Source organism: Cryobacterium sp. CG_9.6 (genome assembly GCF_029893365.1).
Lineage (GTDB): Bacteria > Actinomycetota > Actinomycetes > Actinomycetales > Microbacteriaceae > Cryobacterium.
Genome location: NZ_JARXUZ010000001.1, coordinates 693,756 through 714,983 on the forward strand (window position 1 = coordinate 693,756; position 21,228 = coordinate 714,983).

The 21,228-nt window shown below is 64.2% G+C and carries 18 protein-coding genes; 11 read left to right on the forward strand and 7 right to left on the reverse strand.

The features are described 5' to 3' along the window. Positions 1 to 4: 4 nt before the first annotated feature. The 3 genes from H4V99_RS03230 to H4V99_RS03240 form a co-directional block, all read right to left on the reverse strand. Positions 5 to 457, reverse strand: a complete 453-nt coding sequence (locus H4V99_RS03230) for a succinate dehydrogenase hydrophobic membrane anchor subunit (protein WP_280675472.1) — start codon at positions 455 to 457, stop codon at positions 5 to 7. 11 nt (positions 458 to 468) lie between these two features. After that, positions 469 to 888 carry a succinate dehydrogenase, cytochrome b556 subunit gene (gene sdhC, locus H4V99_RS03235; RefSeq protein WP_280675475.1) on the reverse strand — a complete coding sequence of 140 codons (420 nt, stop codon included), beginning with the start codon at positions 886 to 888 and terminating at the stop codon, positions 469 to 471. 112 nt (positions 889 to 1,000) lie between these two features. Beyond that, the gene (locus H4V99_RS03240) at positions 1,001 to 2,155 is read right to left on the reverse strand and encodes a glycosyltransferase family 1 protein (protein ID WP_280675477.1); all 1,155 of its coding nucleotides are present in this window, start codon (positions 2,153 to 2,155) and stop codon (positions 1,001 to 1,003) included. 100 nt (positions 2,156 to 2,255) lie between these two features. Here H4V99_RS03240 and H4V99_RS03245 point away from each other — a divergent pair, with 100 nt between their 5' ends. From H4V99_RS03245 to H4V99_RS03275, 7 genes are all read left to right on the forward strand, one after another. Then, on the forward strand, positions 2,256 to 3,377 hold the full coding sequence (locus H4V99_RS03245; protein WP_280675479.1) for a mannose-1-phosphate guanylyltransferase: 1,122 nt from the start codon (positions 2,256 to 2,258) through the stop codon (positions 3,375 to 3,377). A gap of 165 nt (positions 3,378 to 3,542) precedes the next feature. Further along, on the forward strand, positions 3,543 to 4,646 hold the full coding sequence (locus H4V99_RS03250; protein WP_280675481.1) for a BMP family ABC transporter substrate-binding protein: 1,104 nt from the start codon (positions 3,543 to 3,545) through the stop codon (positions 4,644 to 4,646). Between the two features lie 133 nt (positions 4,647 to 4,779). Further along, a complete protein-coding gene (locus tag H4V99_RS03255) occupies positions 4,780 to 6,345 on the forward strand; it encodes an ABC transporter ATP-binding protein (RefSeq protein WP_280675483.1) in 1,566 nt (521 codons plus the stop codon). Continuing rightward, positions 6,342 to 7,628, forward strand: a complete 1,287-nt coding sequence (locus tag H4V99_RS03260) for an ABC transporter permease (protein WP_280675485.1) — start codon at positions 6,342 to 6,344, stop codon at positions 7,626 to 7,628. The genes H4V99_RS03255 and H4V99_RS03260 overlap by 4 nt, the downstream gene beginning before the upstream one ends. Continuing rightward, positions 7,625 to 8,923, forward strand: a complete 1,299-nt coding sequence (locus tag H4V99_RS03265) for an ABC transporter permease (protein WP_280675487.1) — start codon at positions 7,625 to 7,627, stop codon at positions 8,921 to 8,923. Before H4V99_RS03260 ends, H4V99_RS03265 begins: the two co-directional genes overlap by 4 nt. Next, on the forward strand, positions 8,920 to 9,372 hold the full coding sequence (locus H4V99_RS03270) for a cytidine deaminase (RefSeq protein WP_280675489.1): 453 nt from the start codon (positions 8,920 to 8,922) through the stop codon (positions 9,370 to 9,372). The genes H4V99_RS03265 and H4V99_RS03270 overlap by 4 nt, the downstream gene beginning before the upstream one ends. Further along, positions 9,369 to 10,673 (forward strand): thymidine phosphorylase, encoded by a 1,305-nt coding sequence (locus H4V99_RS03275; protein ID WP_280675491.1) that lies wholly within the window; start codon positions 9,369 to 9,371, stop codon positions 10,671 to 10,673. Before H4V99_RS03270 ends, H4V99_RS03275 begins: the two co-directional genes overlap by 4 nt. 863 nt (positions 10,674 to 11,536) lie before the next feature. Here H4V99_RS03275 and H4V99_RS03280 read toward each other — a convergent pair. Further along, positions 11,537 to 12,148: a hypothetical protein gene (locus H4V99_RS03280; RefSeq protein ID WP_280675493.1), complete on the reverse strand. Its 612-nt coding sequence runs from the start codon at positions 12,146 to 12,148 to the stop codon at positions 11,537 to 11,539. A 637-nt stretch (positions 12,149 to 12,785) separates the two neighbouring features. Between H4V99_RS03280 and H4V99_RS03285 the strand changes: the two genes are divergently transcribed. From H4V99_RS03285 to H4V99_RS03295, 3 genes are read left to right on the forward strand one after another with little or no spacing between them, the layout of a single operon-like run. Continuing rightward, positions 12,786 to 13,880 (forward strand): adenosine deaminase, encoded by a 1,095-nt coding sequence (locus tag H4V99_RS03285; RefSeq protein ID WP_280679926.1) that lies wholly within the window; start codon positions 12,786 to 12,788, stop codon positions 13,878 to 13,880. 31 nt (positions 13,881 to 13,911) lie between these two features. After that, entirely contained in the window at positions 13,912 to 14,364 is a 453-nt protein-coding gene (locus tag H4V99_RS03290; protein ID WP_280675495.1) for a PTS sugar transporter subunit IIA, read from the forward strand. Beyond that, positions 14,361 to 14,636 (forward strand): PTS sugar transporter subunit IIB, encoded by a 276-nt coding sequence (locus H4V99_RS03295; RefSeq protein ID WP_280675497.1) that lies wholly within the window; start codon positions 14,361 to 14,363, stop codon positions 14,634 to 14,636. Before H4V99_RS03290 ends, H4V99_RS03295 begins: the two co-directional genes overlap by 4 nt. 85 nt (positions 14,637 to 14,721) lie before the next feature. Here H4V99_RS03295 and H4V99_RS03300 read toward each other — a convergent pair whose 3' ends face one another. Continuing rightward, positions 14,722 to 16,440 carry a phospho-sugar mutase gene (locus H4V99_RS03300; protein WP_280679928.1) on the reverse strand — a complete coding sequence of 573 codons (1,719 nt, stop codon included), beginning with the start codon at positions 16,438 to 16,440 and terminating at the stop codon, positions 14,722 to 14,724. Between the two features lie 410 nt (positions 16,441 to 16,850). Continuing rightward, the gene (locus H4V99_RS03305) at positions 16,851 to 17,684 is read right to left on the reverse strand and encodes a purine-nucleoside phosphorylase (RefSeq protein WP_280675499.1); all 834 of its coding nucleotides are present in this window, start codon (positions 17,682 to 17,684) and stop codon (positions 16,851 to 16,853) included. A 142-nt stretch (positions 17,685 to 17,826) separates the two neighbouring features. Here H4V99_RS03305 and H4V99_RS03310 point away from each other — a divergent pair, with 142 nt between their 5' ends. Next, positions 17,827 to 19,263 carry an NAD(P)H-quinone dehydrogenase gene (locus H4V99_RS03310; protein ID WP_280675501.1) on the forward strand — a complete coding sequence of 479 codons (1,437 nt, stop codon included), beginning with the start codon at positions 17,827 to 17,829 and terminating at the stop codon, positions 19,261 to 19,263. A gap of 108 nt (positions 19,264 to 19,371) precedes the next feature. Here the strand turns inward: H4V99_RS03310 and H4V99_RS03315 are convergent, their stop codons facing one another. After that, positions 19,372 to 21,162 (reverse strand): biotin carboxylase N-terminal domain-containing protein, encoded by a 1,791-nt coding sequence (locus tag H4V99_RS03315; protein WP_280675503.1) that lies wholly within the window; start codon positions 21,160 to 21,162, stop codon positions 19,372 to 19,374. Positions 21,163 to 21,228: the final 66 nt, after the last annotated feature.

A 21,228-nucleotide genomic window follows, 5' to 3' on the forward strand; every position in this document is an offset into this window, starting at 1 on the left:
GCTCCTAGAGGGCCGAGCAGAAAGAAGGCAGGAGGTCGGCAGGCGAGCCGGCCGGGCAGGGATCGAACGTGAAGACCACGAGCGTGCCTAGCACGATCAGGATGACCACGGCGGCGAGGATGGCGTACTTGAGAATTCCGCGGCTGACGTTGCTCGTCGCGTAGTCATTGACCAGCGTGCGCATACCGTTACCACCGTGGATGAGGGCCAGCCACAGCATGGTGACGTCCCAGACCTGCCAGAACGGGTTTGCCAGCTTGCCGGCAACGAACGCGAAGTTCAGGGCATTGACGCCCTCGCCAATCATCAGGTTGACAAAAAGGTGGCCAAAAATCAGCACGACCAAGAGCACGCCGGAGACGCGCATGTAGATCCAACCCCATTTTTCGAGGTTTACGCCACTCTTTTTTGTGCTGCGCGTGTACGGGCTTCGGGGGGCATCGATGGTAGTAGTCATAGTCGTTTCCCCTAGTGTTCGCTGAACACGTTGATGAGGTGACGCGGAGCGAAACCGAGCATCGTGATCACCCAGAGGCCGATCACCACGTAGAACATGACCTTCTGGTACTTGGCGTTCCAGAAGTCGATGAGGATGATGCGCAGACCATTGAAGGCGTGGAATACGATGGCGCCCACGAGGGCTATCTCACCGAGCCCCATGATGGGCGTCTGATACTGCGAAATCACCGCGTTGTAGGCTTCCGGGCTTAACCGGATCAATGCCGTGTCGAGAATGTGGACCAGCAAGAAGAAGAAGATCGCCACACCGGTAACGCGGTGTAAGACCCATGACCACATTCCTGCGTTGCCCCGGTACAAAGTGCCTGCCGGGCGACGTGATGTCGTCTTCTGCTGAGATGTCAGGGTTCCTGCCGACGGATTTGGCATGAACAACCCTCCCTGGCTGAATAGTGATGTGCCTCAAGCGAGACCGTTCGCGCTTGATGACCTTGAACATCATTCTAGCCACGTGTGAACGGCCCCAAAACCCGCCGCAGGATCAGCGCTGTAAGGAGAGAGGTATGCAGGTCAGCGCGCGAACGGCCGCGCGTTCGTCAAGGACCCCCTCGTAGTGACCGAGAAGCTCGTCACAGACTGTTGTCCAGGACCGCCCGAGAACCGTTCGTCGTCCGGCCTCGCCCATTCGGTTGCGCAGCGCCGGGTCCCGCACCAACCGCTGCACCTGCCGGCGCAGGTCGCGCTCATCGTCGGCAATAAAGAGGTACCCGTTCTCGCCATGAGTAACAAGATCGAGGGGTCCGCCGGCGTCGGGCGCAATGACGGGGATTCCGGCTGCATTCGCCTCCTGCAAGGTCTGCCCGAAGGTCTCTTCCGTTCCGGCGTGCACAAATATGTCAAAGCTGGCATAGGCCTGGGCGAGCTCGGCTCCGTGCAGTCGGCCGAGCCACGTGACCGGCATTCCGGCGAGTGCACGGGCGATCTGTGGCTCCGACGGGCCGTCCCCCACGAGAGCCACACTGATGCCCCCCAATCCTCGTAGAGCACGCAAGCGCTCCACTTGCTTTTCGGGTGCCATGCGTCCCACGTACCCCACAATGACCTCATTATTGGGGGCAATTCTTTTCCGGAGATCGGTGACCGCGGCCGAGTTCTTGAGATTGGGGTGAAAGCCCACCAGATCCACCCCGCGTCGCCAAAGGGCGAGGTGTGGAACGTGCAGACGGCTCAGGTCGGTCATCGAGGAGCTGGACGGAACCAGGGTGCGGGCGGCTCCCTCGTGCACCCACTTCACGTAGCGCCAGGCGAGAGCAGTGGCCTGCCCGAGCCGATTACGTGCGGCGTAACCGGCGACATCTGTTTGAAAAATGGCGACAGCGGGAATGTCCAGCCGGTTTGCGGCCGCAATACCCTGAGCACCCAGAAGGAAGGGACTCGCCGCGTGCACCACATCGGGACGAAAGTGAGCCAGCAAGCGTTGCACCTGCGGGCTCGGAAGCCCCACCGGGAACTGCCGGTAGGCGATGGCGGGCACGGTGTAGACCGGAAACCCCGCGTACTCCGACGGCGCACCGGCTGGGGCAATAAGGATTGCGTCGTGACCGGTGCGTGCCAGGTGTGCCAAGACCTTGCAGACGCTGGTCGTGACTCCGCTGATGGTGGGAAGGAAACTTTCAGTGATGAGGGCTACCCGCATGTTTCGACGCTAAAGCCTGGGGGTCGACCTCGCGTGGATGCGAGGTGAATGCCGGGTGAACGGGTGCCGACGCGCACGGGCCGGGCGGTAGTCTGGCCCCATGCCTCAGCTCCCGGATGCCCTCGACCGTTTCTACAGCGTGATTCCGGCCGGTGGGATCGGGTCGCGTCTCTGGCCGCTGTCACGGGCCGACGCGCCTAAATTTCTGCACGACCTCACCGGGTCCGGTCAGACGCTCCTGCGGGATACCTGGGATCGGTTGGCTCCTCTCGCCGGAAACCAGCGCATCATGGTGGTCACTGGGCGCGCGCATCGTGCTGCCGTGGAACGGCAGCTGCCCGAACTGCGCGACCCGAACGTTGTGCTCGAGAGTGAGCCACGCGACTCCACGGCGGCTATCGGCCTCGCCGCTGCGATTCTGGAGCACCGCGAACCGGGTGTGATCATCGGCTCGTTCCCCGCCGACCACGTCATTACCGGAGAATCGCTCTTTCGCTCCGCGGTCACGGAAGCGGTGGCTGCAGCCGATGCCGGCTACATCGTCACCATCGGGATTCGTCCCACCGAGCCATCCATCGGGTTTGGCTATATCAAGAGCGATGGCGCTCTGGAGATCCCGGGAGCTGAGAACGCACTGTCGGTGGACTCCTTCGTGGAGAAGCCTGATCCCGAGGTGGCCGAGCGCTACCTTGCCGAGGGCACTTATTTATGGAACGCGGGTATGTTCATCGCTCGCGCCGACCGCCTGCTTGAAGAAATCGGGGCGAGCGAACCCGCGCTGCTCGCTGGGCTGCGCGAGCTCGCCGAGGCCTGGGATACTCCGCAGCGCGGTGCGGTCGTTGATCGTGTCTGGCCAAGCCTGAAAAAGATCGCGATTGACTACTCCGTTGCCGAGCCGGCGGCGGCAGCAGGCAAGCTCGTCGTGATTCCCGGACAGTTCGGATGGGATGACGTGGGCGATTTCGCATCCATTGCCAAACTGCATTCCGGAGGGCGCAAAGCGAACCTGGCGATTCTCGGCGAGGGAGCCCGTGTGCTCGCCGATTCGAGTAGTGGAATCGTGGTCAGTCACACCGGTCGCATGATCGCTCTCATCGGTGTGGAAGACATCGTGGTGATCGATACCCCCGACGCCCTGCTCGTGACCACGAGCGCAAATGCCCAGAAGGTGAAGGCTGTCGTCGACGCGCTCAAGCTCTCTGGGAGCAGCGATGTGCTCTAGAACGGTCGTTGCGGTGCTCAGATGAGCAAAAAGACACCCTGAACGTCGCGGATTCATAACCATTCGGTCTGCGCGCCACTTTGCTCATCTGAGCGACGAAACATTCTGTAACGTAGGTCTCCACGGCCCGAGCGAACCCCGCAGGGCAGCACCCTGGAGGTCATTTTGACAATCACGACCCGCAAGGCCGCCCTCGGCGGACTTGCCATGTTCGGCGTTATCGCCCTGCTGGCCGCCTGTGCGCCAGCCCCCACCGAGACCGATTCGGGCTCAGGCGCTGCGGCGTCAGACTTCGTTCCGTGCATCGTCTCCGACTTCGGTGGATTCAACGATAAGTCCTTCAACCAGTCCAGCTTTGAGGGCATCACGGCCGCTTCGGAGGAACTCGGTGTCGAGTTCAACCAGGCCGAGTCCACCACGGCCGACCAGTACTCCGGCAACGTGAGCAGCATGGTTGACCAGGGCTGCAACTTCATCCTCACCGTGGGCTTCGCACTCGCCAACGCAACACGCGATGCCGCTCAGGCGAACCCCGACGTTCAGTTCGCGATCATTGACTCCGCGCTGTCCAACGATGACTTCAGCCCGCTGACCCTCGACAACGTCAAGCCGGTGCTGTACGACACGGCCCAGGCTGCCTACCTCGCGGGCTACCTCGCCGCGGGCACCACCAAGACCGGCACCGTGGGAACCTACGGCGGACTGCAGTTCCCGTCCGTCACCATCTTCATGGACGGCTTTGCCGATGGCATCGCGTACTACAACGAGCAGAACGGCACCTCTGTTCAGCTCCTCGGCTGGGACAAGGCCGCGCAGACCGGAACCTTCGCCGGAAGCTTCGACGACATCAGCGCTGGCAAGACCATCAGCCAGAGCCTGATCGACCAGGGCGCCGACATCATTCTTCCCGTTGCCGGACCGCTCTTCCAGGGCACCGCACAGGCCATCACGGAGTCCGGCAAGGACGTCTCCATCGTGGGCGTTGACAGCGACCTCTTCGAGACCACCCCCGAGTTCGGCTCGCTCTACCTCACCTCGGTGATGAAGCAGATGGCAGAAGCCACCAAGCAGATCATCGTCGACGCCGCCGGCGGAACCTTCTCCTCCGAGGCCTACGTGGGCACGCTCGAGAACGAGGGTGTCCTGCTGGCACCGCTGCACGACTTCGAGTCCAAGGTGGACCCGGCGCTCGTCACCGAGATTGAGGCCCTGCAGGCATCGATCATTGCCGGCGACATTGTTGTGACCTCGGACGCAACCCCGAAGTAGCGTCGCCGCATGGCCGCAGCATATGCACGACCGCATTGATGCGAAACCGGGGAGGTCAGCTGAGCTGGCCTCCCCGATTTTTGTTCGCTCCACCTGACCGGTTCTCGCGGGCCGCTCAATAGAATTGGGAAATATGAAGCTCGAACTTCGTGGCATCACCAAACGTTTCGGTGCGCTGATCGCCAACGACACCATTAATCTTGTCATTGAGCCTGGGGAGATTCACGCGCTCCTTGGTGAAAACGGCGCCGGTAAGTCCACGCTCATGAACGTGCTCTACGGCCTGTACCGGGCGGAGGAGGGCGAGATTCTTCTCGACGACACCGTTGTTCACTTCGCAGGTCCCGGAGACGCGATGAATGCCGGTATCGGCATGGTTCACCAACACTTCATGCTCATTCCGGTGTTCACCGTGGCGGAGAACGTGATGCTCGGTAACGAGCAGACGAAGTCTGGTGGGCGCCTCGACCTTCCGGCGGCGCGTGCGCGCGTTCGTGAGATCTCCGATCGTTTCGGGTTCGACATCGACCCGGATGCCCTCGTGGAAGACCTCCCCGTGGGCGTGCAGCAGCGGGTGGAAATCATCAAGGCGCTCTCGCGCGACGCGAAGGTGCTCGTCTTTGATGAGCCCACCGCCGTGCTCACCCCGCAGGAAACCGATGAGCTCATGGTGATCATGCGCCAGCTCAAAGCCGCCGGAACCTCCATTGTGTTTATTACGCACAAACTGCGGGAAGTGCGCGAGGTTGCCGACCGCATCACCGTCATCCGCTTGGGCAAGGTTGTGGGCGAAGCATCACCCACTGCGAGCAACGAAGAACTCGCCACGCTGATGGTGGGCCGCGCCGTGGACCTCACCGTGGACAAGGCCCCGGCAACACCCGGACAGCCGGCACTCGTGGTCACCAACCTCACGGTGATTGATCCGCGTGGCCAGGTTGTTGTCGATGGTGTCAGCTTCTCCGTCGCTCAGGGAGAGATCCTCGCCATCGCGGGCGTGCAGGGCAACGGCCAGACAGAACTCACCGAGGCCCTGATGGGACTTCAGCCGCGCGTCACGGGGGAGATCACCCTGGATGGTGAGTCGCTGCGCGGGCACTCGGTGCGCAAGGTGCTCGATGCCGGAGTGGGCTTTGTGCCGGAAGACCGCAATGAGGACGGCCTCGTCGGGGCGTTCACCATCGCGGAAAACCTGATGCTGGACCGCTCCAACGCCGAACCGTTCGTGAAGCGCTTCAACGTTCAGCGTGACTACCTGAAGACATTCGCCGAGGAGAAGGTGAAAGAGTTTGACGTGCGATCGCAGGGGATCGACACCCCGGTCGGGCGTCTCTCCGGTGGCAACCAGCAGAAGGTGGTTCTGGCGCGCGAACTCAGCCGCCCGCTGCGCCTTTTCGTGGCGGCTCAGCCTACCCGTGGGCTCGATGTCGGTTCCATCGAGTTCGTGCACGAACGCATTGTGGCCACCCGCGATGCCGGTACCCCGGTGATCGTTATTTCCACCGAGCTCGACGAGGTCGCCGCCCTCGCTGACCGCATCATGGTGATGTATAGCGGGCACATCGTGGGCATCGTTCCCGGTGACACGCCTCGCAGCGTGCTCGGACTTATGATGGCCGGCGAAGTCCCCACCGACGCAGTAGCTGCGCCAACCGATGACAGCACGCCCACAGACAGTACCGAAGGAGCTGCCGCATGAGCGACAGTCAGATTCCCGTGACCCCACCCGTCACGCCCGCCGCCCCCACCGATCCGAAGAAAGTCGGCGACGAACAGCCGGGTCGCTGGCACTCGGTCTTTCGCGAGATCACGACGGGAAGCGCCCTCATCTCGGTGCTCTCCGTGCTGCTTGCGCTGCTCGTGGGTGCCGTCATGATCGCATTCACGAACCCCGGAGTGCAGGACTCGGCCGGGTATTTCTTCAGCCGTCCCGGGGACATGCTCGGCGCCATCTGGCAGTCGGTATCCGGTGCGTACTCCGCCCTCTTCCAGGGCTCGATCTATAACTTCCGTCGCGACACTTTCGCCGCCGGTATCAAGCCGCTCACGGAAACCCTCACCTTCGCGACACCACTCATTGCAGCCGGACTCGGTGTCGCACTCGGTTTCCGCGTGGGAATGTTCAACATTGGTGGCCGCGGGCAGATGCTCATCGCTGCCGCGCTTGGTGGTTGGGTTGCGTTTGCGCTCGACCTGCCCTATGGAATTCACCTGATTGCGGCCCTCGTAGCGGGTATTCTCGGCGGCGCCCTGTGGGCCGGAATCGTGGGTCTGCTGAAGGCTCGCACCGGTGCGCACGAGGTGATCACCACCATCATGCTCAACTACGTGGCGTTCTACCTGGTGAGCTATCTGCTGCGCGACGGTTTCCTCAAGACCCCCGGGTCGAACAACCCGCAGAGCCCGGCAAGCAAACCCACGGCCATCTTCCCTGACCTACTGGGGCCGAGCTACAACCTCCACCTCGGGTTCCTGCTCGTGATTGCCGCCACCATCTTCACGTGGTGGCTCCTGTCCCGCTCCAACCTGGGTTTTCAGTTTCGCGCCGTGGGAGAGAACCCGAATGCGGCACGTGTGGCCGGCATCCGGGTGGAACGCGTTTATGTGTACGCGATGCTCATTTCCGGTGGTCTGGTGGGACTCGCCGGAATCAACCAGGTGCTGGGTACGACCACGAGCGGCTTCGGCGCCACCGTGGACTCCAGCATCGGTTTCGACGCCATTACGGTAGCGCTCCTCGGGCGTTCCAAGCCGTGGGGTGTGTTCGCCGCTGGAATTCTGTTCGGCGCGTTCAAGGCCGGTAGCTTCTCGATGCAGGCCGCCGAGGGTGTGCCCGTTGACATTATCGTCGTCGTTCAGGCCCTCATCGTTCTCTTCATCGCTGCCCCACCGCTCGTGCGGGCCATCTTCCACCTCCCGACGCCCGGCGCATCTTCGCGCAAGCTTCGCCTGAACGTTACCCAGGAGGTGACGGCCAAATGAGCACCATCGCACCCGTTATTCACCCCACCCAGCCCTTTGAACCACGATCGGGCGCGGCTGCCGGAGCGATCCGCAGCTGGAAAGCACCCATCGCGCTCGGAATCTTCACACTGCTGAGCTTCCTTTTACTGGTGGTATTTGGCCGCGATGGCGTGAGTACGATGCGCCTGTCCACCGGAGCCGACCTCATTCAGCTTCCCGACGTGGAGCTGCCCACCCGCGCAACCGGCGTGATCATCACCGTGCTGCTGCTCGCCATCACTCTGATCAGCACGTGGCTCGTGTACAAGCGCACCAAGGTTCCCGTCTGGCTCATCAGCATCTTCGCGGTGCTCGTGCTCATTGGTTTCCTCGCGTGGGCCTCGGCCGGGAGTGCCATTCCGGTGCCCGGTCTGTTGTTCGGATCGATCAGTCTCGCGGTTCCGCTCATCTTTGGTGCGCTCGGTGGTGTCATCTCCGAGCGTGTCGGCGTGGTCAACATTGCCATTGAGGGTCAGCTGCTTGCGGGAGCCTTCACGTCCGCACTCGTGGCCTCCATCACCAACCAGCCCCTGCTGGGTCTGCTCGCGGCCATGGTCGCCGGAATGGTGGTCTCGTTCGTGCTCGCTGCGTTCTCTATCAAGTACTTTGTCGACCAGGTCATTGTGGGTGTTGTCCTCAACGTGCTCGTGAGCGGGCTCACCGGCTTCCTGTACACGCAGCTGCTCGCCCCCAATTCGGCGACGCTGAACCAGCCGCCCAAGTTCGAGCGCATCAACATCCCGTTCCTGAGTGAGATTCCCATCATCGGCCCGGTGCTCTTTCGCCAGACCCTCATTGTTTACCTCATGTATGTCGCCGTGATCGCGGTGTACTTCGCCATTTTCCACACCAAGTGGGGCCTGCGTCTGCGGGCCGTGGGGGAGCATCCGCAAGCTGCCGACACTGTGGGCATCAACGTGGCTCGCACCCGTTTTCTCAACGTGTCGCTGGCCGGTGCCATCGTGGGTCTGGGCGGTGCATACTTCACCCTCGGCTCGGTGGGTGCGTTCGGTAAGGAGATGACGGCCGGTGCCGGATTCATCGCTCTAGCCGCAGTGATCTTCGGCCGGTGGGACCCGATTCGAGCCACCCTCGCGGCGCTGCTCTTCGGTTTCGCGAGCAACCTGCAGAGCGTGCTGAGCATCATCGGCTCACCGGTCCCGAGTGAGTTCATGCTCATGCTTCCGTACCTCGTGACGATTTTTGCCGTGGCGGGTTTGGTCGGCAAATCGCGGGGACCGGCGGCATCCGGCAAACCGTACATCAAGTCATGAGTGCCCTAACACCCGACTGGGCGCTGCTGCGCCAGGCGGCAACCGAGGCCATGAGCCACGCCTACGTGCCCTACTCCAAGTTTCCGGTGGGTGCCGCGGCACTCGTCGATGACGGGCGAGTGATCAGCGGATGCAACGTGGAGAATGCGTCATACGGCCTCACCCTGTGCGCCGAGTGCGCGCTGGTATCGAGCCTGCACATGACCGGTGGCGGGCAGCTCGTCGCCTTCACCTGCGTGGATGGCAACGGCAACTCACTCATGCCGTGTGGACGCTGCCGCCAGCTGCTGTATGAACATTCCGCAACCGGCATGCTTCTTGAGACCGTATCCGGCATCCGCACCATCGACGAGGTTCTGCCGGATGCCTTCGGGCCCCGGCAGCTCGCCGAGTACCGCACATCGACAGGTGCTGCAGACACAGCAGCACATTCAGGAGCAGCATCATGAGCACCATCATCGAAGCTTTCGACGCCGTCGATTTGATTCATGCAAAGCGGGACAAGGGCGAACTGACAACCGCCCAGATCTACTGGCTGATTGACGCCTATACTCGCGGCTACGTTGGAGATGAGCAGATGGCCGCCATGACGATGGCCATTTTCCTCAACGGCATGAGCCGCAACGAGATTCGCGCGCTCACCATGGCCATGCTCAACAGTGGGGAGCGGATGAGCTTCGAGGGCCTCGGCAAGCCCACAACCGACAAGCACTCCACGGGAGGTGTGGGCGACAAGATCACCCTGCCCCTGATGCCGCTCGTGGCCGTCTTCGGCGCGGCGGTACCGCAGCTCTCCGGCCGCGGCCTCGGCCACACCGGTGGCACGCTTGACAAGCTCGAGTCCATTCCCGGCTGGCGCGCCAACCTCAGCAACGAGGAGATGTTCACCCAGCTGAAGGATCATGGCGGAGTGGTCTGTGCGGCGGGGAGCGGCCTCGCGCCGGCCGACGGGAAGCTCTATTCCCTGCGGGATATCACCGGAACCGTCGAGGCAATCCCGCTCATTGCTTCCTCGATCATGAGCAAGAAAATCGCCGAGGGAACAAAAGCTCTCGTTCTCGACGTGAAGTTTGGCTCCGGAGCGTTCCTCAAGGACATTGAGCGCTCACGTGAACTCGCGCGCACCATGGTGGAGCTGGGCGAGGATGCGGGAGTGGCAACATCCGCTCTGCTCACCAACATGAACGTGCCGCTCGGTTTCGCCATTGGCAACGCCAACGAGGTGCGCGAATCGGTGGACGTACTCGCTGGCGGCGGCCCCGCCGACGTTGTTGAACTCACGGTGGCGCTCGCCCGCGAGATGCTGAATCAGGCGGGAATCACCGACGTGGATGTGGAGGCGGCACTGCACGACGGCCGCGCCATGGACAAGTGGCGCGACGTGATTCGTGCCCAGGGCGGTGACCCGGATGCCGCGCTGCCGGTCGCGCGGGAAACCCACGTCGTGCTCGCGGATCGCGACGGCATCCTCGTGGAGCAGCAGGCGCTGCCGTTTGGTATCGGTGCATGGCGTCTCGGTGCCGGTCGTGCGCGCAAACAGGACCCGGTTCAGCACGCCGCCGGAATTGACCTGCACGCGAAGCCTGGCGACACGGTGCGGCGCGGCCAGCCGCTCTTCACCCTCAGCGCCGACGAGCCTGAGCGGTTTGCTCGGGCACTCGAGGCTGTGGAGGGCGCCTGGCGTATCGGAGACGTGGGCGAGCCCGTGCTTGATGGCGGCCCACTGATCGCTGAGCGCATCACCCGCTGACCCCGGCCTCGTAGCCCCCGTGACGTGCCGTCGCGGGGGCGAACGGTGTCGCCTCGTGCGCGACGTGCCATCTTCTGCCCCGTGGCGCTGCGCCATGGGGCCGATGGTGTCACTTCGCGCGTGACACGCCATCTTGTGCCCCTTAGCGCTGGCGACCTGACATCTTGTGCCCCATGGCGCTGCTCCATGGGGCCGATGGTGTCACTTCGCGTGTGACACGCCATCTTGTGCCCCTTGGCGCTGGCTGGCCGCCATGCCACGCATCTTGGCTGCCCCTTATTATTTCTTCCGTGGGTGCAAGGTGTCACTTCATGGGTGACTCGTGAGCTTGGGCCTCTTCGCGCTTGTGACTCGCCAACATCTGCCCCTTGGTGTGCGATTATGGGGCAGATGTTGTCACCTCGTGGCGCTGGTAGCCCATCATCTTGAGCCCCCGCCTCGTGGGGCAGATGTTGTCACCTCGCGTGTGACGTGCCATCTTGCGCCCCTTCGCGTAGCTTCATGGGGCAAATGTTGTCACCTCGCGTGTGACACGCCAGCTTCTGCCCCTGGCGGCCGTTACCCGCGAGCATCTGCCCCTTGGTGCCCGCCCCGTGGGGCAAATGTCGTCACCTCGCGTGTGATGTGCCATCTTGCGCCCCTTCGCGCAGCTTCATGGGGCAGATGTTGTCACCTCGGGGGTGACTCGCGTGCATCTGCCCCTTGGTGCCCCGCCCATGGGGCAAATGTTGTCACCTCGCGTGTAACACGCCAGCATCTGCCCCTTGGTGCCCGCCCATGGGGCAGATGTTGTCACCTCGTGGCCGACGTGCCACTTTTCACCCGCGCTGCAGGCGAAAACCTCAGGCCCCGTCGCACCGGGGCTAGGGGAACCAGCCTCTTGAACGCAGGGCCTCATCGACTGCGGTGCGCACCCACTCGCGCGACGATCCCTTGCGCACGGTGACGACGAGCCAGCCCGCAGCCCGAACATCGTAGAGACGCTCGGCATCCCGGTTGAACTGTACGTCGTCGAGGCGGTGCTGTTCCCCGTCATATTCCACAAGAACCCTGTACTTGATATAGACAAGATCCCCTCGGACACGCGGTTTCCCCACGGGCAGCGACAGGTACACATTGGATTCCGGCTCAGGAAAGCCGCAGTCCAGCAAGAAGAGCCGCAAGTGCGTCTCCCGGCGAGACTCCACGCGTGGCCTCACAAGCGCAGCAGCCTCACGCAGGCCGCGGGCACCTCGCTGGCCGGCGTGCTCCGCCACCGCGTCGGCGAGAGCGGATGCGTCGGCGAGCGCAAACTCTGCCCGCAGCAGGTGGTCACCGGCCGCGACCAGGTCGTCCCGCCCAAGAACAGCTGCCAGTTGGCACCAGGTGGCTATGGGGTCCAGCACGGGCATCCCGGCCAGCAGGCGCACGCGTGGCCGAATCTCGGTGCAGTGACCGATGATCCCACGCGTTCGGATGGCGCGGAGGGGGGTCACGACCGAAACGTGAAGGCGCCTATCCGATTGGAGGCTTATGGGCAGGGGCATACCGTGGAGAAGGGCGGCCGTGGCGTGACTGAAGAAAGCGTCTGCCGGCATCCGCTGTTGAAAGGCTTGGCAGCGATCCTCCGCGGTGTCCGGGCCTCCCGCAGCGATACATATGCCCCAAAACGGATGCTCGACATCGCTCGATCGCCGACGTTTGGCCGAAATTCCCGCGGCGTGCGCCTGCGCAGCGGTGAATGCGCCGTGTGTAAAGCCAGGGGGAAGAGGAGTCCGGGGATGCATGGTGTGAGCGTGCCACTAACGAGCACGGGTGTCAGTGTTATCCACAGGCTGGGATGAGCACGCCCTGCTCGAGTAGCCAACTTCAGCCCCATGCGCGCTGCCCCTGCACGGTCACCTGACAACTTGCGCCTCTTGGAGTGCAGGGAAGGGGCGCAAGTTGGTGGGTGACGAAATCCATGGGGCAGAATGTGGCGTGTCGAAGGAAGGCAGGCGCAACGGCAGCGGCAGTCACAGCGACAGCACGCGGAAACGGGCAGACGTGCAGCGCGCCCTCAGTAAACATGGAGCCTCTGGGCGCACCTGCCGGTAGATTAGAAGTGTGAATACGACTCCAGAAGAATTCCTGATGCCCGGCGGCGGCGTGAGCATTAACGCCCTGCCCAAGATCTCGCTGCACGACCACCTCGATGGTGGCCTGCGCCCGCAGACCATCATCGAATTGGCTGAGGCTATTGGGCTAGATTTGCCCAAAACGGATGCCGAGAGCCTCCAGGCCTGGTTCTACGATCAGTCCAGTGCTGGATCCCTCGTGGAGTACCTCAAGACTTTCGATGTGACCTGCGCAGTGATGCAGACGCGCGACGGACTCTTTCGCGTGGCCAAGGAATACGTGGAGGACCTTGCCCAGGACGGCGTCATTTATGGCGAGGTGCGCTGGGCGCCCGAGCAGCACCTTGCCGGCGGCCTCACTCTCGACGAAGCTGTCGAAGCGGTTCAGGACGGCCTCGAGGCTGGGATTGAGCTTGTTGAGGCTCAGGGGAAAAGCATCCGCACGGGTCAGCTGATCACGGCCATGCGCCATGCCGACCGCAGCCTCGAAATCGCCCAGCTGGCCGTGAAGTACCGCTATGACGGCGTTGTTGGCTTCGATATTGCGGGCGCCGAAGCGGGTTTTCCCGCGAGCAATCACCGGGCCGCGTTCGACCTCCTCGCACGGGAATTCATGCCCACGACGGTGCACGCCGGTGAAGCCGACGGGCTGGACAGCATCCGTAGCGCACTGTTTGACGGTCGCGCACTGCGACTTGGCCACGGTGTGCGCCTCGCCGAAGATGTGACGATCGAGCGTCAGGATGACGACAACACCTTCGTCACCCTGGGCCCCGTTGCCCAGTGGGTGCGCGACCGCGAGGTGACGCTCGAGGTGAGCCCCTCCTCCAACCTGCAGACCGGCGCCATTGCGGCCTGGGGCGACGACCTGCTCGACCACCCCTTCGACCTGCTTTACCAGCTCGGTTTCAAGGTCACCGTCAACACTGACAACCGGCTCATGAGCGACACAACGCTGTCGCAGGAGCTCGCGCTTTTGAGTGACGCGTTTGGTTACGATCTTGACGACCTTGAGGTTTTCCAGCTGAACGCGGCCGCCGCGTCGTTCCTGCCGCTCGAGGATCGCGAAGAGCTCACGAACGCCATCATCGCGGGCTTCGCCAACGCCTGATCACTATCCCTCGCAACTTATGAAGGACTCCATGTCGCTGCCGCCACTCCCACTCGAAGCCATCACTATCGGCGCACAGGTCGGTGATTGGCGCGCAGCGGTTACGGCTGCGGGTGCCGCGCTGGAGCTCTCCGGCGCGACGACCGCCGGCTATACCGCGCGCATGATCAGGGTCATCGACGAGTTCGGGGCGTACATCGTGATCGCTCCGGGTTTGGCGCTGGCTCACGCCCGTCCGGGTGCCGACGTGCTCGCCGACGGCCTCAGCGTCGTCACGCTCGCCGAACCGGTGAATTTCGGTCACCCCAACAACGATCCCGTGAGCGTGATTGTGGGACTCGCCGTGTCGAACAGCGAGGACCACCTCCGCTCCGTGGCCGCGCTCGCGAATGTCTTCAACGACGCCCGGGTTATTCCGGCCCTCGCCGCGGCTACGGATGCGGAGTTTGTGCGCTCCGTGTTCCGCCAGACGGAGTCCTCGTGAAGATCGTCGTGATGTGCGGTGTGGGCGTGGGGACGTCGGCCATCCTCAAGGTGAACGCCGAGCGTGCCCTGGAGCGGCTCGACATCGAGGCCAGTGTTGTGGCAACGGATGCCGCGGGCGTGCATGCCGCAGCGGCCGACGCTCAGGTCATCCTCACCTCGTCGGAGCTGGTCGGCGTGATCGGAAAGACCAACGCCGACGTGATCGTGATCAACAACTACTTCGATGTGGACGAGCTCACATCCAAACTCAACGTGGCGCTCGGTTCCTAGCCGAGCGCACCCGTAGCGCCAAAACGCACCCTCCCAGGCCGGGGAGGGTGCGTTTTGCGCCACTGCCAGAGTGACTGGCCCGACGCTACGCGATCAGGTCGCGCATTCCCTGGTCGAGGGCGGCGAGAGCCGCGCGTGCGGCCGCCTTGCGTTCGCTGACGGTACCCGTGGAGCTGTGCGTGTCGAGGTACACCTTGAGTTTGGGCTCGGTCCCGCTCGGGCGCACCATCACGCGGGAACCGTCGGTGAGACGGATGCGCAGCACGTCGCTCGGAGGCAAGTCGCCGAGGCCCCAGCGAAAGTCATCAATCTGGTCCACGGCAACATGGCCAATGAATTCCGGCGGTGTCTGGCGCAGCCGGGTCATGACGAGGGCGATCGTGGACAGGTCGCTCACCCGCACCGAGATCTGACCGGAGGCGAAGTGGCCGAACTTTTCGCTGAACTGGTCGAGGTAGTTCTCGAGCGTGAGGCCCTCCGCCTTCAGGTCGCTCACGAGCGAGAGCAGGAAGACGGCGGCGGAGATGCCGTCCTTGTCGCGCACGGTCACCGGATTCACGAGGTAGCCCAGGGCCTCTTCGTACCCGAAGATGAGCCCCGGTGCCCGCGAGACCCACTTGAAACCCGTGAGGGTGTCGGCGAAGTCGAGACCGTAGGCATCCGCTACGGCCCGAAGCGCCGGGGAGGACACGATGGAGCAGGCGAGTGTTCCCACGGGCGGGGTGTTACCGGCGGCGCGGGCGGCGAGCGAGGCGGCGCGCCAGCCGAGGATCATGCCCACCTCGTTGCCGCTGAGACGGCGGTAACCGCTTGCCTCGGCGGCGTCCGGAATGGCGACCGCGAGCCGGTCCGCATCGGGGTCGTTGGCAATAATGAGCTCGGCGTCAACTTCACGCGCGGTCTCGTACGATAAATCCATCGCCCCGGGTTCCTCGGGGTTGGGGAAGGCTACGGTGGGGAAGGCCGCGTCGGGAGCGACCTGAGCGTCGACGAGCGTAGGAAGGTCAAAGCCCGCCTGCTCGAGAACGCGGCGGGTGGTGTCCCACCCCACACCGTGCAGCGCGGTGTAGACGGAGTTCACCTGAGCGCGCGGGGCGTGTGCGATGCTCGCGGTGGCACTCACGTAGGCGCGCACCACGTCCTCATCGGCCGTCTCGTAGGAGGCCCGAGGCAGCTCGGGAACCAGTTCGTCGGCGGCAACGCGCAGAATCTGGGCGGCGATGAGCTTATCGTCGGGGGAGACAATCTGGGCACCGTTATTGTCGCCACCCAGATATACCTTGTAGCCGTTGTCATTCGGCGGATTGTGCGACGCCGTCACCATGACGCCGGCGCTCGCGTCGAGGTGACGCACTGCGAAGGCCACCAGGGGGGTGGGGAGCAGGCGCGGGAGCAGAATGGCACGCACGCCGACGCCGGCCATGATGGCGGCGGTATCGGTGGCGAAGATCTGGGAATTCTTGCGGCCGTCATAGCCGATCACGACAGACGGCGTGATGCCCGGCTTGGCGTGGCTCAGCAGGTAGCTGGCCAGACCGGACGCGGCCTGCGACACCAGCACACGGTTCATGCGGTTGGAACCGGCCGAAATTTCACCGCGCAGCCCGGCCGTGCCGAACTCCAGGCGCGTGTCGAAACGGTCATGCAGCGACGCGATCGCGGCGACGTCGCCGTCGCCGGCCGCGTTGATCAGGCCACGCAGCTGGGCTTGCGTCTCGGAATCCGGGTCCTGGCTGAGCCAGGCACGCGCCTTGGCGATCACGGCGCTGGTGGGGTCGCTGTTCTCGGAACCTGCGCGGGTGATCAGCGGTGCAGCGGTGGCTGCCCGTGTCGGGTCGCCACCGATCGTGTCCATGGCGGTGGTGGGGGCCTCGTCAAGATCCGCGTGGGTGAGGGCGGTCGCTGACGGTGAGTCAGACGGATGCGTCTCGCCGGCCAGCTCAGGCACCGTGCTGATCACGAGGGTGGGCGTGGAATCGTCCTCGCCCTCGGCGTCGGCGTCGGCGTCGGCGGAGTCGGTTCCGGCGCCAGACAGCGCGAGCCACGGGTTTGGTGAGGCGCTCGCTTCCGGGGCGGGCACCGCGGAATCCGCAGCGGACTCGGTCGGAGCGGCAGCGTCGTCGGCCCGGGCGGAGTGGCGACCGTTCACGCGGGTCGCCGGCTTCTCGGTGTTCTCGCTGTCGTCGGGCTCGGCGGGCGCTACGTTGTTCGCGCTCATAGTGCGGCCACGATCTTGGCGAGGAGGGCGCTGATCACGGGTTCGGCAAGCTGGCCGGCCTCGATGACCTCACCGTGGCTCAGCGGAGTCTTTTGAATACCCGCGGCCAGGTTGGTGATGAGCGAGAGCCCGAGCACCTCCATTCCGGCCTGACGGGCGGCAATGGCCTCGAGGGCCGTCGACATACCCACGATGTGTCCACCAATGGCCTTGGCCATCTGTACCTCGGCCGGGGTTTCGTAGTGCGGCCCCCGGAACTGGCAGTACACACCCTCGTCGAGTGTGGGGTCAATCGAGCGCGCCACATCGCGCAGACGCGCGGAGTAGAGGTCGGTCAAATCGATGAAAGTGGCGCCTTCGAGCGGCGAATCAGCGGTGAGGTTGATGTGGTCGCTGATCAGCACTGGCGTGCCGGGGGTCCAGGTCTCGCGAATTCCGCCGGCGCCGTTCGTGAGGATCATGGTCTTTACGCCCGTGGCGGCAGCGGTGCGCACGCTGTGCACCACGCGGCGCACACCGTGACCTTCGTAGTAGTGGGTGCGGGCGCCGATGACGAGCGCGCGCTTGCCGTTCGGCAGCAGCACCGAGCGCAGGGTGCCCACGTGACCGGCCAGGGCTGGTGCACTGAAGCCGGTGATCTCCTGGGCGGGGATGGTGTGCGTGGTCTCACCGATCAAATCGGCGGCCTTGCCCCAGCCGCTGCCGAGGGTGAGAGCAACGTCGTGCTGCGCCACGCCCGTGATGTCGGCAATCTGCTGCGCTGCGCTGCGTGCGACGTCGAACGGGTCTGTTTCTGGCGCGTCTAACAGGTTTAGGTCGGTCTTGAACATTCCCCTACTCTAAGCGACCCACGATATCGACGCAGATCCGGGGCGCCCACTGACGCCCCACGGCTGCCGTTCCCAGCGTACGAGCGGATGCCGGGCATCCGGCGGTTTGCCGGAGGCCTCCGGAATTGAGAGAATGGGGGACATGGCCTATGAGTTCGAACGCAAGCAGAGCATTGTTGTACTCGGCGGAGGGCCTGGCGGATACGAAGCGGCACTGGCCGGTGCTCAGCAGGGCGCCGAGGTCACTCTGGTGGAAAGCGTTGGCGTGGGCGGCTCGGCCGTGATCACCGACGTTGTGCCCTCCAAATCCCTCATCGCTACGGCCGAGGCCTCCAACTCCATCGGTGAGGCCACGGACCTCGGTGTGCAGTTCTTCGTGCGGGGGGAGACGGGCAAGCCGCTGCGCCCCGAGGTGGCGATCAACCTCGCCACGGTGAACAAGCGACTGCTCACCCTCGCCAGGCAGCAGTCCGAAGACATGAAGGCCACGCTCATTCGTGCCGGCGTCACCTTTGTGCAGGGACACGGGCGCCTCGACGGCACCTCCGGCGTGATCGTTGCCACCAGTGCCGACAGCACGGCGGCTGACTTTGACCGCATTGATGCCGACACGATCGTCGTCTCGGTGGGCGCGAGCCCGCGTATCTTGTCCTCCGCGCTGCCCGACGGGGAACACATCCTCACCTGGACGCAGCTGTACAACCTGAAGGCTGTTCCCGAGCACCTCATCGTGGTGGGATCCGGTGTGACGGGGGCCGAATTCGCATCCGCTTACCGAGCGCTCGGCGCCAAGGTGACGCTCATTTCGAGCCGCGATCAGGTGCTGCCCGGTGAGGACGCCGACGCGGCCAACGTGATTGAAAACGTGTTCAAGCGCAACGGCATGATCGTGATGTCCAAGTCGCGCGCGGCATCCGTTGTGCGCGAGGGCGAGGGTGTTCTGGCCACCCTGGAGGACGGTCGCGAGGTTCGCGGTAGCCACTGCCTGATTGCCGTCGGTTCGGTTCCCAACACGAGGAACATCGGCCTCGAAGAGGCTGGCGTTCAGCTGACCGCCAGCGGTCATGTTCAGGTGAACCGCGTGGCGCGCACGTCGATCCCCAACATCTACGCGGCGGGCGACTGCACCACGGAGCTACCCCTCGCCTCCGTGGCGTCCATGATGGGCCGCACCGCCGTCTTCCACGCCATGGGCGACACGGTCAACCCCATCGAAATTCGCAACGTGGCCGCGAACATCTTCACCCAGCCCGAGATCGCTACCGTGGGGTGGACCCAGAAGCAGATCGAGGACGGCCTGACCCAGGGTGACGTCTACAAGCTCCCGTTGTCCTCGAACCCACGCGCCAAGATGATGGGCATCAAGGACGGCTTCGTCAAGCTCATTGCGCGCACCGGCAGTGGCACGGTCATCGGCGGCGTCATCGTGGCGCCCCGGGCCAGCGAGCTCATCTTTCCGCTCGCACTGGCCGTCGAGCACCGCCTCACCGTTGACGAGGTGGCCCGGGCGTTCCCCGTGTACCCCTCGCTCACCGGTTCCATCACCGATGCTGCCCGGGCCATGCACGTGGTGCTCTAGCCGCACGACACACACAGAACGCGCCTACCCGAAGCTGGGCGGGCGCGTTTTGTGTGTCGCAACGGGCAGCGGATGCGCCGAAGCGCGTCTCCGGCATCGCCCCCGTGATTACGCGGCGTGCGTGATCAGACGGGCGTCTTCCACCGTGAGGAGAAGCGCTCCCGACGAGACCGTGGTGCCCACGACGGCGGTCAGGTTTCCCACGACGCCATCACGGTGAGCGGTGAGCGGCTGCTCCATTTTCATGGCCTCGAGCACCAGAAGCAGGTCACCCTTCACGACCAGGTCACCCTCCGCAACGAGCAGTTTCACGATCGTGGCCTGCATCGGTGCCTTCACGGCGTCACCGGTGTCGCTCGACACGGTGCTGGAACCGCCACGGCGACGGGGCGCCGGACCGGTTGAGTTATCGCCGGCACCGCCGGGCAGCAGTCGAGTGGGGAGGCTCACCTCGATGCGGCGTCCCTCCACCTCCACGACAACGTTGTGGCGCTTTTTTGTGGGAGTGGCATCTTCGAGCGTTCCGGTCCAGGGTTCGATGGTGTTGTCGAATTCCGTCTCGATCCAGCGGGTGAACACCGAGAACGGCTCACCGTTCTCGGGAGCGAACGCCGGGTCACGCACCACGGCGCGGTGAAACGGCAGCACGGTGGGAAGGCCCGTGATCTCGAACTCGTCGAGGGCTCGGCGCGAACGCTCGAGGGCTTCTTCCCGGGTGGCACCGGTCACGATGAGTTTGGCGAGCAGCGAATCGAAAGACCCGCTGATCACGTCGCCGGACTGAACACCGGTATCGACGCGCACACCGGGGCCGCCGGCGGGCTTGAACTGGTGAACAGGACCGGGGGAGGGGAAGAACCCGCGTCCGGGATCTTCACCGTTGATGCGGAACTCAAAGGAATGGCCCACAGCCACCGGGTCGGCGTAGTCGAGGATGCCGCCGGCCGCGATGCGGAACTGCTCGCGCACGAGGTCAATGCCGGTGATCTCTTCGGACACCGTGTGCTCAACCTGTAGGCGCGTGTTGACCTCGAGGAACGACACCGTTCCGTCTTGGCCGATGAGGAACTCGCAGGTTCCGGCGCCCACGTAGCCCACCTCAGCGAGGATCGCCTTGGAGGCACGATACAGCTCAGTGGTCTGCTCGGCGGTGAGGAACGGTGCGGGCGCCTCCTCGACCAACTTCTGGTGCCGGCGCTGCAGTGAGCAGTCGCGGGTGGAGACGACAACCACGTTGCCGTGCATGTCGGCCAGACACTGGGTTTCCACGTGCCGGGGATTGTCGAGGTATTTTTCTACGAAGCACTCGCCGCGGCCGAACGCGGTGATGGCCTCCCGGGTGGCGGAGTCAAAGAGTTCGGCCACCTCCGCGCGTTCGCGGGCAACCTTGAGGCCGCGTCCGCCACCACCAAACGCTGCCTTGATGGCCACGGGAAGACCGTGTACGTCGACAAAGGCGAGCACCTCCGCCGCGTCCACCACGGGGTTCAGCGTTCCGGGGGCCATCGGTGCGCCTACTTTTTCGGCAATGTGTCGAGCCGACACCTTGTCGCCGAGCTGGTCGATGGCGTCGGGCGACGGCCCAATCCAGGTGAGTCCGGCGCCGATCACGGCGCGAGCGAAGTCTGCGTTCTCGGCCAAAAAGCCGTAACCGGGGTGAACGGCATCCGCGCCGGAGCGTCGGGCGATGGAGAGGATCTTGTCAATGACGAGGTACGTTTCCGCACCGGTGGTGCCATCGAGCCCGTAGGCCTCGTCGGCGAGGCGCGCGTGCAGGGCATCGCGATCCTGGTCGGCATAGACGGCGACAGAGAGGATTCCGCTGTCTTTGGCAGCGCGGATCACCCTGACAGCGATCTCGCCCCGGTTGGCGATGAGGACCTTCGTTATGAGTGACACAAGTCCCAAGCTTATGGGTACGCGCGCGTGGCCTTTTAGCCGACCCCCACAAAAAGAGATGCCAAA